16 protein-coding genes are annotated in these 12,210 nt (G+C 64.0%); 11 read left to right on the top strand and 5 right to left on the bottom strand.

From position 1 onward, the window contains the following. Together G6N77_RS18985 and G6N77_RS18980 are read right to left on the bottom strand one after the other, a co-directional pair. The coding region (locus G6N77_RS18985) for a hypothetical protein (RefSeq protein ID WP_165183735.1) at positions 1-286 on the bottom strand (286 nt) is incomplete at its 3' end. A 69-nt stretch (positions 287-355) separates the two neighbouring features. Next, positions 356-850, bottom strand: coding sequence for a DUF1801 domain-containing protein (locus G6N77_RS18980; RefSeq protein WP_240902432.1), 495 nt, complete (start codon positions 848-850; stop codon positions 356-358). A gap of 697 nt (positions 851-1,547) precedes the next feature. Here G6N77_RS18980 and G6N77_RS18975 point away from each other — a divergent pair. Both G6N77_RS18975 and G6N77_RS18970 read left to right on the top strand, forming a co-directional pair. Further along, a complete protein-coding gene (locus G6N77_RS18975; RefSeq protein WP_165183733.1) occupies positions 1,548-2,207 on the top strand; it encodes a maleylpyruvate isomerase family mycothiol-dependent enzyme in 660 nt (219 codons plus the stop codon). A gap of 58 nt (positions 2,208-2,265) precedes the next feature. Next, the gene (locus G6N77_RS18970; protein ID WP_165183732.1) at positions 2,266-2,718 is read left to right on the top strand and encodes a hypothetical protein; all 453 of its coding nucleotides are present in this window, start codon (positions 2,266-2,268) and stop codon (positions 2,716-2,718) included. On the opposite strand, the gene G6N77_RS18965 is transcribed toward G6N77_RS18970, so the two are convergent. Continuing rightward, positions 2,715-3,296 carry a helix-turn-helix transcriptional regulator gene (locus tag G6N77_RS18965; RefSeq protein WP_165183731.1) on the bottom strand — a complete coding sequence of 194 codons (582 nt, stop codon included), beginning with the start codon at positions 3,294-3,296 and terminating at the stop codon, positions 2,715-2,717. The genes G6N77_RS18970 and G6N77_RS18965 overlap by 4 nt on opposite strands. A gap of 47 nt (positions 3,297-3,343) precedes the next feature. Between G6N77_RS18965 and G6N77_RS18960 the strand changes: the two genes are divergently transcribed. From G6N77_RS18960 to G6N77_RS18950, 3 genes are all read left to right on the top strand, one after another. Next, on the top strand, positions 3,344-4,180 hold the full coding sequence (locus tag G6N77_RS18960; protein ID WP_165183730.1) for a class I SAM-dependent methyltransferase: 837 nt from the start codon (positions 3,344-3,346) through the stop codon (positions 4,178-4,180). Between the two features lie 108 nt (positions 4,181-4,288). Next, a complete protein-coding gene (locus tag G6N77_RS18955; protein WP_165183729.1) occupies positions 4,289-4,609 on the top strand; it encodes a DUF4190 domain-containing protein in 321 nt (106 codons plus the stop codon). Positions 4,610-4,653: 44 nt separating this feature from the next. After that, the gene (locus G6N77_RS18950) at positions 4,654-5,175 is read left to right on the top strand and encodes a YbaK/EbsC family protein (protein ID WP_165183728.1); all 522 of its coding nucleotides are present in this window, start codon (positions 4,654-4,656) and stop codon (positions 5,173-5,175) included. On the opposite strand, the gene G6N77_RS18945 is transcribed toward G6N77_RS18950, so the two are convergent. Next, the gene (locus G6N77_RS18945) at positions 5,172-5,645 is read right to left on the bottom strand and encodes a VOC family protein (protein ID WP_165183727.1); all 474 of its coding nucleotides are present in this window, start codon (positions 5,643-5,645) and stop codon (positions 5,172-5,174) included. The two genes, G6N77_RS18950 and G6N77_RS18945, sit on opposite strands and share 4 nt — an antisense overlap. Positions 5,646-5,800: 155 nt before the next feature. Between G6N77_RS18945 and G6N77_RS18940 the strand changes: the two genes are divergently transcribed. Both G6N77_RS18940 and G6N77_RS18935 read left to right on the top strand, forming a co-directional pair. Next, the gene (locus G6N77_RS18940; RefSeq protein WP_262454780.1) at positions 5,801-6,193 is read left to right on the top strand and encodes a DUF3054 domain-containing protein; all 393 of its coding nucleotides are present in this window, start codon (positions 5,801-5,803) and stop codon (positions 6,191-6,193) included. Positions 6,194-6,267: 74 nt separating this feature from the next. Next, on the top strand, positions 6,268-6,549 hold the full coding sequence (locus tag G6N77_RS18935; RefSeq protein ID WP_165183726.1) for an Lrp/AsnC family transcriptional regulator: 282 nt from the start codon (positions 6,268-6,270) through the stop codon (positions 6,547-6,549). Positions 6,550-6,587: 38 nt separating this feature from the next. On the opposite strand, the gene trpD is transcribed toward G6N77_RS18935, so the two are convergent. Then, positions 6,588-7,691 (bottom strand): anthranilate phosphoribosyltransferase, encoded by a 1,104-nt coding sequence (trpD, locus tag G6N77_RS18930; RefSeq protein WP_165183737.1) that lies wholly within the window; start codon positions 7,689-7,691, stop codon positions 6,588-6,590. A gap of 147 nt (positions 7,692-7,838) precedes the next feature. Between trpD and ctaE the strand changes: the two genes are divergently transcribed. The 4 genes from ctaE to qcrB all read left to right on the top strand — a co-directional run bounded on the left by ctaE (position 7,839) and on the right by qcrB (position 12,158). Further along, positions 7,839-8,477 carry an aa3-type cytochrome oxidase subunit III gene (gene ctaE, locus G6N77_RS18925; RefSeq protein ID WP_262454782.1) on the top strand — a complete coding sequence of 213 codons (639 nt, stop codon included), beginning with the start codon at positions 7,839-7,841 and terminating at the stop codon, positions 8,475-8,477. 88 nt (positions 8,478-8,565) lie between these two features. Next, positions 8,566-9,354: a cytochrome bc1 complex diheme cytochrome c subunit gene (gene qcrC / locus G6N77_RS18920; protein ID WP_165183725.1), complete on the top strand. Its 789-nt coding sequence runs from the start codon at positions 8,566-8,568 to the stop codon at positions 9,352-9,354. Positions 9,355-9,450: 96 nt separating this feature from the next. Further along, positions 9,451-10,479 (top strand): cytochrome bc1 complex Rieske iron-sulfur subunit, encoded by a 1,029-nt coding sequence (gene qcrA / locus G6N77_RS18915; RefSeq protein WP_165183724.1) that lies wholly within the window; start codon positions 9,451-9,453, stop codon positions 10,477-10,479. A gap of 2 nt (positions 10,480-10,481) precedes the next feature. Then, entirely contained in the window at positions 10,482-12,158 is a 1,677-nt protein-coding gene (gene qcrB / locus G6N77_RS18910; protein WP_165183723.1) for a cytochrome bc1 complex cytochrome b subunit, read from the top strand. Positions 12,159-12,210: the final 52 nt, after the last annotated feature.

Here is a 12,210-nt window from a genome sequence, read left to right as displayed (position 1 = left end):
GTCGTCCAGACTTGGGTAGGCGCAGGCCGAGAACCACAAGGATGACCCCGACCCCCGCGACGATCAGCCCAATGGAGAGCCACATCCGGTTACCGGTCATGAAACTTCCCGGGATCAGGTTCATTCCCTGGCCGGCAAATACACCACCGATGATCACAGCGATCAAACCGATGGCAATGAGGGCGATGCGCCAGACTCTGCTGTTCACATCGCCCAACTTACCATTGCCCACTTCGCGCCCATCGGAGTCTGCCACCAGATCAGGACAGAAGATCGTGGCCTTCACCCACAGGACCAATCGCTGGCAGGCACTGCGTTTGCGGGCGACGGCTTGCCGCCGAGGCAAGCGTCGGGTTCAGTGCTTCTTGCCGCCAACTCCGGGCGCGGACGCGACTTGAGTCATCCACGCCGCAATCTGGCGTTCATCGATGTCGTCCACGGATTCGAGCTCCACACCCCGCGTTGACTTGCCCATCCCCATCGGTGTCACCGGCGGTACCGGCTCAAGCGCCGCGCCGTTGATAAACATGAGCTTGACGTGGCCGGCAAAGCCGCCGCAGCAAAAGCACCACCCGTCGCCGACGCCGTAGTACGACATCCCCCACTTCACGGAGCGCTGGAGGTTCGGCAGCGTCTTGGCCGCCAGAGCGTCGAGGCGTTCAGCGACGCCACGCTGCGGTTGAGGCAGACTGGCGATGTATGCGAAGACGGGCTTGTCGCCGACCGCTGCCTTCGCGGGGCTTGCCTTGCCGGTCATGGCTTCCGGCAGCGTGAACGCGCTGCCTGCGGGCTCCTCTGAGCCCAAGCCCGGGTTTTGAACTTCCCGCTTGCCCATCTCCCCACTAGTCATGGAAAGCATTATTCCTCACTCAATTCACGGCGAAAAGGTGCGGGCAGTCCGCTCCCGGTAAGCCGTTGCATCAGATGAAGTTCGACAACGGCGGGCCTGAAGCTTCTTGGCGATTCGGATGTCAGGACCGAGTGGAAGCCGGCCCCGGAGGCAGTTTGCAGATGGCCCGATTCTGTATGTCCTTGCATGCAGTGTGCAAGGAAATATTGTGGGATACATTGTCCAGTAGCAGGTCCTGGAGCTGTGCATGCGGGACTGAATTGGTGGAGGTTGGGGAGTCTGGCATGGTCGGAGTTCTTCGAAGCGTGAATGAAAGCCTCTCCTCCGCCTTGATGCCGGGAATTTCCGGCACCGGCCGCCGAAGCGGATAACGGCATGTGGGGATGGATCAGGTACCGGGCACTGATCTTAGCCGTGGTCCCGTTCATCGTAGCGGGCCCCCTCTGGTACCTGTCCAGGAATGCGGCCGGCTGGGATGGCGTTGGCTTTTTGTTGCTGCTCATTGCGTCCATTCCTGTCCTCACCGCCGTTGCTGCCTTCTCCGTTTGGCTTGCGTTTCGGAAGGGAGACAGTGTCCGTAAACTGGACAGGACCTCCCAAATCGCCAGCATCCTTTCATTGACGGTCTTTGGAGGATTGGTGGTCATTGGCGCTGCCGGCGTCATCCAGAGTGTGTGGTTTTGAGAAAGAGGAGCCCGTGACAGAGCCGATCACAAACAAGCAATTGTGGGCCGCCATCCACGCGGAGCGTGCCGCGCTGGCGGAAGACCTTGCCATGCTCAACGACAAGCAGTGGGCTTCCCCATCCCTGTGCGAACGCTGGAATGTCGAAGAGGTGGTGGCCCACCTGAGCGCAGCGGCAAGCACAGGTCCTCTTCGCTGGATTGGCAGCGCCCTCGGCGCCAGGTTTGACTTCGAGCTGCACAACTCCCGCCGCCTGGCTGAGCACCTGGGCCCGACACCTGCCGATACCCTGTCGCAATTTCGCCAAGTCATCCCCAGCACCACATCACCCTTTGGGCCTGTCGCCGCCTGGTTGGGCGAGTTGGTGGTGCATGCCGAAGACATTCGCCGGCCCCTGGGGATTGCACACCGGCTGCCCATCGAAACGGCTACCGAGGTTGCCGGCTTCTTCTCCCGCCGGAGCTTCACCGTCAAAAGCAAGGAGACCGTTGCCGGCCTGCGCGTGGAGGCAAGCGACGGGCCCCTGGCCAGCGGTCAAGGACCCCTGGTCCGCGGCACCACGCTTGCACTCGCCATGGCCATGGCCGGTCGCGCCGCGTTCTGCGACGAGCTGGAAGGGCCCGGCGTGGCGACCCTTCGCAGCCGGCTGGACGCACCCAACACCAAAATCTGACTCCGACGGCATGCACCGCCGTCGAACCCTGCCTGTGAAGGCAAATATGCTGGGAAGCGTGAACAAGTCAGCAATCCCCTTCCTCACCCTCGGCGGCATCAGCCTGATCCTTGGCGGGGTGGTCTCCGCGGCAAGCGCGGGCTCCCCCAGCTACACCTCTGCGTGGGCAGTTGCCTACCTTGTCCTGGTAGGCGGCATGGCCCAGCTGGTCCTGGGCATCGGCCAGGCTGAATTGGCGTCAAAACGCCTGCCGGCAATGCTCCTCGCAGCCGAAGCCGCCTTGCTCAACGTCTCAACTGTCGCCGTCCTTCTGGGCACGATCCTCACCGCACCCGCGCTGACGTATGCAGGGGCAGGACTCCTGCTCGTCACCCTGGTGGCATTCATCTGGGCAGTTCGGGGTGCCAGCCAACACCTGCCGTGGCTCCTGTGGGCCTTTCGCATCATGGTGGTGGTGCTGCTGGTCAGCGCCCCGATCGGCCTCGTTATTGCCCATTCCCGCCTGAGTTAAGACCCCGACGCATGGCCGGCCCCGTGAAGGTGGGCCAGGCCGCCGTCGTGGTTGAAAATGGAGAGGATCTCCACGGGTCCGCCGTGGGCGCCAATGGCGTGCGGCACCATGGTGGAAAACTCGGCCACTTCACCCGCGCGGACAAGGACTGTCCTCTCCCCCAGCTCCAGGCGGGCCGTGCCGGAGAGCACCGTGAACCAGTCCCGCCCCGGATGGACACCCATCTCCCCCGGCCTCTCGTGCGTGATCCGCATTTTAGCCACGACCTTGCCATTGAGCGCACCTTCCTCGGAAAGGACCCACGTGGTCAGGCCGGGCGCATGGCTGGGCTCGGGACGGATGACGACGTCCCCGTCGCCGACAGGCTCCACCAGCGCATCCAGCGTGGTGTCCAGCGCCCGGGCAATCGGAACGAGCTGGTCAAGCGCCATCCTGCGGTGGCCGGTCTCGAGGCGGCTGAGCGTTGACGGGCTCAGGCCGCAGCGCGCGGCGAGGCTGTCCAGCGACCAGCCGCGAGCCAGCCGGAGGCCGCGGATGCGCTGCCGGATGACAGAGTCTAAGGAAAATTCTTGCGTCATGCGCAAAATTCTATGCCATTGACGCAGTACGGGGATAGCCTGAAACCATGACTGATCACAACCACCACCACGACGGCGGAAACGCCCACGGCAACCACCATGGCGACGGCCTGGCCGAAATGCTGGACCTCGACGCGAAGATCCTTGGCGCCTACCTTGACGGCGTGACGCAATGGGCGGCCGAACTGCGCCCCTCCCCTGCCGCGATCGTGGATGTCGGCGCGGGCTCCGGGGCCGGCACCCTGGCCCTGGCCGGGCGCTTCCCCGGGGCGGGCGTGATTGCCCTGGACAAGTCGCCGGACATGCTTGCCCGAACGCTGGAGGCGGCACGCAGCCTTGGCATGGCGGGCCGTGTCCGCACCCTGGAAGCCGACCTCGACGCCGACTGGCCCGCCCTGGGCGGCGCCGATCTCATCTGGGCATCGTCGTCCCTTCACGAGCTGGCCGACCCCGAGCAGGCGCTGCGCGCCATGTTTTCCGCGCTGGCGCCCGGGGGCCTTCTCCTGGTCATCGAGATGGACGGCCTGCCGCAGTTCCTGCCCGACGGCTTCCACGGCGGACTTGAATCCCGGCTGCACACAGCGCTCGCCGGGCTGGGCTGGAACGCCCATCCGGACTGGCAGCCCGCGCTGGAACGCGCCGGATTCGCCGCCGTCGAACGCCGGGCATTCCCCTCGAAGGCGCGGCCGACGCCGGAACTTGCCTCCCGCTTTGCCCGCACCTTCCTGGGGCGGATCGGCCCCGCACTGGAGGGCGCCGCAGCGCCCGAAGACCTGGCGGCACTGGCAGGCCTGCTGGCCGACCACTCGGCGGGCTCCATGCTGGACGGCGGCACCCTGGAAATCAGGGGAAACCGCACCGCCTGGGCGGCGTTCAGGCCGTAGTACGGCTTTCGGCGGACGGTGGTTCTCCAGCCGGTCGTGTCTGACGCGCGTAACAGCCGCCGATGCACCAGACTGGAAACTGCACGGGCCACCAGGAAAGGCAGGAACATGTCGGAACAACCGCCGTCGAACACCCCCGGCGAGGAATACTTCGCCCCGGGAACCTACCTGCCCCTCCCCCACCGCGCTCCCGGCACACCTCCGGGCACGGCGTGGAACAAGATGGCCATCTGGGGATTCGCGGCAGCCTGCATCAGCCTTTTCATCTTCGGCTTCCTGGGCCTGCTGGGCATTTTCTTCAGCCTGCGCGGCCTGCGGGAAATCCGGGCCTCAGGCGCCCGCGGCCGGGGGCTTGCCATTGCCGGGGCCATCGTCGGCGCGGCCAGCTTCATCTTCTACCTGACCACGCTGTTCGCCCGGAACGGCTGACTCCAGGCGCCGTTCGGTCTGGGCACGCTGGGTACCCTTGGAGCATGACCAACCACGACGCCGTTTCCACCGACATTCTCATGCCCGCCGTCCGCGATGCGCTGGCAAGCAGCGGCATTGCCCACCAGGTGCTCGCCTGCGCGGACGAGCTCTCCGACACGGCCGCGTTTTGTGCCCACTACGACGTCTCGCTGGAGCGGGCCGCCAACACCATCGTGGTCACCTCACGCAAGGCGGAACCGTCCGTTCAGGCCGTCTGCGTGGTCCTTGGCACCACGCGGCTGGACGTCAACAGCAAAGTCAAGGAACTGCTCGGCGTCAAGCGGGCATCCTTCGCCGACGCCGAGCTCACCGTGGACCGCACCGGCATGGTGATTGGCGGTGTCACACCCTTCGGCATAGCGGGCATGCCCATCTACGTGGACAGCGCCGTGCTGGAGCAGCCGGAGGTCATCATGGGAGGCGGAAACCGGACCAGCAAACTGCGCCTGGACCCGAAGGAACTGGTGAAGCTGCCCGGCGTGCAGGTGGTGCAGGGCCTGGCGAAGCGGCCCGAGCCAGGCTAGCCGTCGTAGGCGGCCTGCAGGGCAGCGATGTCGAGCTTTTGCATCCCCAGCATGGCCTGCATGGCCCGCGCGGCTCCGGCCGGGTCGGGCCCGCCGAGCACGGAGGGCAGCATGTTCGGAATGAGCTGCCAGGAGACCCCAAACCTGTCCTTGAGCCAGCCGCACTGGCTCTCCTGGCCGCCGTCGGCCGTCAGGGCGTCCCACTTGGCGTCAAGCTCCTCCTGCGTGTCAAAGAACAGCTCAAAGGAGATGGCTTCGTTGAAGGTGAAGTCCGGGCCGCCATTCAACCCGCGGAAACTGCGCCCCTCGAGTTCAAACTGCACCGTCAACGCTGTTCCGGCAGGGTACGGGCCGCCTTCGCCCCACCGGGCCACTTCGCCCACCTTGGAGTTCTCAAAGAGTCCCACATAGAAGTTCGCTGCCTCTTCTGCCTTGCCGTCAAACCAAAGGCATGTGCCAATGCTGCCCACGTCCACCACTCCCCTGCCGCTTGCTTCCCTGTTGCCTTGTCGAGACGATCGTAGCTGGCGGCCAATGCCGATTCAATGCATGCCTGCCGGCGGGACGCCCGCCAGACGGCCACAGGCCGCCAACCGGGCCCCGCGAAGGCGGCTAAACTTGGCAGGTGACGCAAATATCAGCCAACCCCCTGCCCAAGCTCCTCGCCTCCACAGCCGTCCTCGACGTGGTGCTGGTTGTCATTTTCGCCGTATCCGGGCGCAGCTCCCACCATGAGGCGCTGTCCATGGGAGGCGTCTTCACCACGGCCTGGCCGTTCCTGGTGGCCTTGGCCGCCGGCTGGGTGCTGACACGCAACTGGCGCAGGCCCGCCAGCCTCTGGCCGGCCGGCGTGTGCATCTGGCTCATTACCGTGGCCGGCGGCATGGCCCTGCGGATCCTGGCCGGCGGCACGGCCGCCCTGCCGTTCGTCATTGTTGCCACACTGGTGCTGGGCCTGTTCCTGCTCGGCCAGCGGGCCATCGTGGGACTTGTGGCCCGAAGCAGCCGCAACCGCTAAAACAGCCGCCTCTGCGCTACGATCAAACCGAAGACAGCCCACGTCAAAGTGCCCCCACGAAAAGGACCCCACCCGTGATAACCGCATTTGTCCTGATCAAGACCGACGCCTCCCGCATTCCCGAATCCGCCCAGGAAATCTCGGAACTGGAGGGCATCAGCGAGGTGTACTCCGTGACGGGTGAATGGGACCTGATCGCCATTGCCCGCGTGGCCAAGCACGAGGACCTGGCGGACGTCATCGCGGACAAGCTCTCCAAGGTCAAGTCGGTCATGTCCACCACCACGCAGATCTCTTTCCGCGCATACTCCCAACACGATCTGGACGCGGCGTTCTCCCTGGGCTTCGATCACTAGCGAACGACGGGAATGCTGCGGTTCACTGCCACCAACCGCTAAATGCCTTCGGCGCCGAGGGCAACCCAGCTGGTGAGCACATGGGCCGCGGCGCCGCCGTCAACGGCCGCCTCCGCCCGGGCCAGGGCGAACTTCATGCGCTCGTTCAGCGTGCCGGACGCGCCCCTGTCATAGGCGACCAGGCCCGCTGCGGCATTAAGCACGACGGCGTCGCGAATGGGAGAGCGTTCCCCGTCAAGGATTCGCCGTACGACGTCGGCGTTGTACGCCGCGTTCTTCCCCCGCAGGTCATCGATGGTTGCCCGCGGGATCCCCACGTCCAGCGGGTCAAACTCGCTCTCGGCGACCACATTGTCCCGCACCTCCCAGACCTTGGAGGGGCCCGTCGTCGTCAGCTCATCGAGGCCGTCGCTGCCACGGAACACCAGCGCCCGGACATTCCTGGCGGCCAGGACGCCTGCCACCAGCGGGGCCATGCGGGCGTCCGCCACCCCAATGGCCGACGCCACCACATGGGCGGGGTTGGTGAGCGGGCCGAGGAAGTTGAACGCCGTGGGGACGCCGATTTCCCGGCGCGCCACGGACGCGAAGCGCATTGACGGGTGAAAGTAATTGGCGAAGCAAAATGTGATGCCCACCTCTGCGGCGGCACGTGCCACCATGTCCAGGGGCAGGTCCAAGCGGACACCCAGCGCCTCCAGGACGTCTGCGGAACCCGCAGCCGAGGACGATGCCCGGTTGCCGTGCTTGACCACTGTCGCCCCGGCACCGGCACAGACCAGGGCCGCCATGGTGGAGATGTTCACGGTGTTCAGGCGGTCCCCGCCCGTACCCACAATGTCCAGGGCATCCCCCGGCACTGACAGCGGGCGGGCGTTGGAGAGCATTGCCTCCACCAGGCCCTTGATCTCCGCCACCGTTTCCCCCTTGGACCGCAGCGCCACCAGGAAGCCGGCAATCTGCACGTCCGTGGCATTGCCGGCCATGATTTGGTTCATGGCCCATTCAGTCTGCGCTGCGCCCAAGTCGTTGCGGGCAATGAGTGCTGCAATCAGGTTCGGCCAGGTTGGCTCGGCGGCAAGGGGCGCATCAAGTGGGTTCACCCTCCAAATGTTAGACGACGGCCCGCCCGGCGGACCCATTGTGACCATTGACAGCAAACAGGCCGTGTGCATACCACTCTGGGCTGACCCTGTGAAACACCCGGAATTTCGCAGGTTTGTAGAAAAAGATCGGCAAAACGGCATTTTGCATTGGGAAGTCTGGAGTTTTATAGACATAATGTCTATGTGACAACTGCGACCCATGCCCCCAGTACCCCGGCGCATCCGACGCTGAACCGGCCCAACATGGTTTCTGTAGGAACCGTTGTTTGGCTGTCCAGCGAGCTGATGTTTTTTGCCGGTCTTTTTGCCATGTACTTCACCCTGCGATCCACCACCGGTGGCCTCTGGGCAGAAGAAACGGCCAAGCTGAACTTCCCGTTCGCGCTGGTCAACACCCTCGTCCTGGTATCAAGCTCCTTCAGCTGCCAGATGGGCGTGTTTGCCGCGGAAAACCTTCAGCCCCGCCGCATCGGCCGCCGCTTCCAGTTCTCCCGTTGGGGAATGACGGAGTGGTTCCTGCTGACCTTCATTCTCGGCTCCATTTTCGTAGCCGGTCAGTCGACCGAGTACGCCATGCTGACCTCCGAGCACATCACCCTCAACGCGAATGCGTACGGCTCTGCCTTCTACATCACCACGGGCTTCCACGGCCTGCACGTGATCGGCGGCTTGATTGCGTTCCTCCTTATCATCGGACGGGCCTACGCCGCCAAGAAGTTTGGACACTTCGAAGCGACCAGCGCCATCGTTACTTCGTACTACTGGCACTTTGTGGACGTCGTGTGGATTGGCCTGTTCTTGGTCATCTACGTCCTAAAGTAGGCTGAAACAGTCTTCTTCTACACGAGGCAGAAATAGCATTTGCGGCTCTCACTAGGGGCTGCCGAATATAGATCAAAGGAACCACCAAGTGAAGGCACTTTCGCAGAAGCGACGTCATCCGCTGGCTGCACTAGCGTTGCTAGTGATGGGGCTATTGCTGACAGGTGGGCTGTACGCCGTTGTCACAACAGTGAATTCGGCCAAGGCCGACACCGCAACGTATACCGCCCAGCAGGTCAATGAAGGCGAGAAGCTCTTCGTGGCCAACTGCGCCACCTGCCATGGCATCGGCGCCAGCGGCACCAAGGCCGGACCGTCCCTGGCAGGGGTCGGCGCCGCAGCAGTCGACTTCCAGGTGGGGACCGGCCGCATGCCCCTGCAGATGCAGGGACCGCAGGCCCGGGAAAAGCCCGCACAGTTCAATGCCGACCAGACCCGCGAACTGGCGGCCTACGTGGCCACCCTCGGTGACGGCCCGGCCATTCCGGACGCAAAGTACCTGACCGGCAAGGGCGACGCCACCGTTGGCGGCGAGCTGTTCCGCGTCAACTGCGCAATGTGCCACAACGCAGCCGCAGCTGGCGGGGCCCTGACCCGCGGCAAGTTCGCCCCGGCCCTGGCCGGCGTGTCGAACAACCACATCTACGAGGCCATGGTGACCGGCCCGCAGAACATGCCCGTTTTCAATGACGCGAACATCACTCCGCAGGGCAAGGCAGACATCATCACCTTCCTTAACACCATTGAGAGCCAGGGTTCCCCGGGCGGTGCCGCCCTCGGCTCGCTTGGACCGGTTTCCGAGGGCCTGTTCCTCTGGACCGCAGTGCTGGGTGTCATTATCGGATTCACCATCTGGCTCACCTCGCGGACTTCCTAAGGTCCCTGCACCACACGTTTTTGGCTGGTGACAGCCACGAGAAACATACATTACGACCCCGGGAACGTACCGGGATAAGAGAAGGATGAGGGGATTATGGGCAACCATAGTGACGGCTCGCCGACAAGCTCGGACGCCGTAGCTAAGGCTGGTCACGAAGAGGTGGACAAGTTCCAGGACCCGGGACTGCCTCCACATCGTTTGCGACTGGCCGACACGGACCCCAAGGCAGCAAAGCGGTCTGAGCGCCAGGTGGCAATTCTTTTTGGGATTTCCATTGTTGGCACCCTTTTGTTCCTCTTTGCCTACTTTGGCATTCGGCTGGATCAGACCATTGCCACCCTGCGCTTGCAGAACACGTTCCTGGGACTCGGCGTTGCCTTTGCCATGTTGGGCATTGGCACCGGCATCGTGCACTGGGCCCGCGCCTTGATGCCCGACCACGAAGTGTCGGAAGAACGCCACGAACTGCGCAGTGAAGAGGACCGCGTTGCCGCCGTCAAGATTGTTGACGACATCATCGAGGAGACCGGAATCAAGCGCCGCCCGCTGATTCGCAACACCCTCATCGGTGCGATGGCCCTGGCTCCCCTGCCGGCCATAGCCATCTTCCGCGACCTGGGCCCGCTTCCGGGCGACAGCCTCCACCACACCCTGTGGAAGGAAGGCGAACGGCTGGCACGCGACCCTGACGGCACCCCCATCAAGGCCACGGACGTCACCATCGGCTCCGCCTTCCACGTCATCCCGGAGTCCCTTAACAGCCTGACCACCGGGAAGCTGAACGAAAAGGCCAAGTCCGTGGTGCTGCTGATGCGCCTCAACCCCGAAGACCTGCACCCCTCCAAGGGACGCGAAGACTGGAGCTACAACGGCATCGTCGCCTACTCCAAGATCTGCACCCACGTGGGCTGCCCGGTGGCCCTCTACGAACAGCAGACGCACCACCTGCTGTGCCCCTGCCATCAGTCAACATTTGACCTCACGGAGGAATGCAAGGTCATCTTTGGCCCGGCAGTCCGCCCCCTGCCCCAGCTTCCCATCACGGTGGACAGCGAAGGCTACCTGGTCGCTCAGAGCGACTTCCACGAACCTGTTGGACCGAGCTTCTGGGAGCGCAGCTGATCATGAGCACTTCAACGCAAGCACAATTCAAGCCCAAGACTTCCACGGGCCGGATCACCGACTTTGTTGACCAGCGTGTCGGCGGTTCGGGAATCCTGCGGGAATTCGGCCGCAAAGTATTCCCGGACCACTGGTCCTTCATGTTCGGCGAAGTGGCGCTGTACTCCTTCGTCATCCTGCTGCTGTCGGGGACCTTCCTGACGTTCTTCTTTGACCCGTCCATGGCGGAGACCCATTACAACGGCAGCTACGTTCCCCTCAAGGGAATGGAGATGTCGGTGGCGTACAACTCCTCCCTGAACATTTCCTTTGACGTCCGTGGCGGTCTGTTCATGCGCCAGGTGCACCACTGGGCGGCGCTGCTCTTCGTGGCCGCTGTTTCGGTGCACATGCTCCGCGTGTTCTTCACTGGAGCCTTCCGCAAGCCCCGCGAGCTGAACTGGGTGGTGGGCGGCGTGCTGCTCATCCTCTCCATGGCTGCCGGCTTCACCGGCTACTCCCTCCCCGATGACCTGCTGTCCGGCAACGGCCTGCGCATCATCGACGGCGTGGTCATGGCCATCCCCGTGGTGGGCACGTACATCTCCTTCTTCCTGTTCGGCGGGGAGTTCCCCGGCACGGCAATCATCGGCCGCCTGTACATGATGCACATCATGCTGGTGCCGGCCATGATCCTGCTCATGGTGGCCATCCACCTCTTCATGGTGGTTGTGCACAAGCACACGCAGTACCCCGGCCCGGGCCGCAACGACCGCAATGTGGTCGGCTACCCGCTGGGTCCGGTATACGCGGCAAAGGCCGGCGGCTTCTTCTTCATCGTCTTCGGCATCATCGCCCTGGTTGCTGCGTTTGTGACGATCAACCCGATCTGGAACTACGGCCCGTACGACCCCTCCCCCGTGTCCGCAGGCACCCAGCCTGACTGGTACATCGGCTGGGTGGACGGTGCACTCCGTCTCATGCCGGGCTGGCTGCTGGGCCTTCCCATGGAATGGCACATCCCCCTTCCCTGGGGCGTCAATTCCCTGTCGCTGAACGTCCTGATTCCGGCGCTCATTCCCGCCGGACTGGTGTTCACGCTCCTCTTCACCTACCCCTGGATCGAACGCTGGGTCACCCGTGACGATCGCGAGCACCACGTGCTGGACCGCCCGCGCAACGCGCCGACCCGCACGGCCATCGGCGTGGCTGGATTCATCTTCTACTGCGTGATGTGGGCAGCGGCAAGTTCCGACTTGATCGCAACACACTTCCAGGTGTCGCTGAACGATGTGACCTACTGGCTGCGTGCGCTGTTCTTCATCGGCCCAATCCTTGGCTTCATCATCACCAAGCGCGTGGCACTTGCCCTCCAGCGCAAGGACCGGGAAATTGCCCTGCACGGCCGCGAGACAGGTCGCATCGTGCGCCTGCCCCACGGTGAATTCCAGGAAATGCACGCCCAGCTCGACGACTATAAGCGCTACAAGCTGGTCGGCTTCGAGTCGCCGGTGCCCGAGGAAGGCATCCCGAACGAAAACGGCATCGTCACGAAAACGGAGAAGCGCCGGGCCGCGCTCAGCAGCTTCTTCTTCGAGGACCGCGTGGCACCCGCCACTCCGTCTGAACTGGCTGCCGGACACGCACACCACGAGGCCGTCGAGGCCGGTGAGGAGACCAAGCAGGTTTCCTCCTATTAGCCGACAGGTCTTATAGAAACGGTGGGGCGGTTACCGAAAGGGAACCGCCCCA

This window comes from Arthrobacter silviterrae, from assembly GCF_011045165.1.
In the GTDB taxonomy this organism is placed as follows: Bacteria; Actinomycetota; Actinomycetes; order Actinomycetales; family Micrococcaceae; genus Specibacter; species Specibacter silviterrae.
Note: the sequence above shows the minus strand (reverse complement) of the source record. Positions and strands in the feature narration are given on the sequence as shown.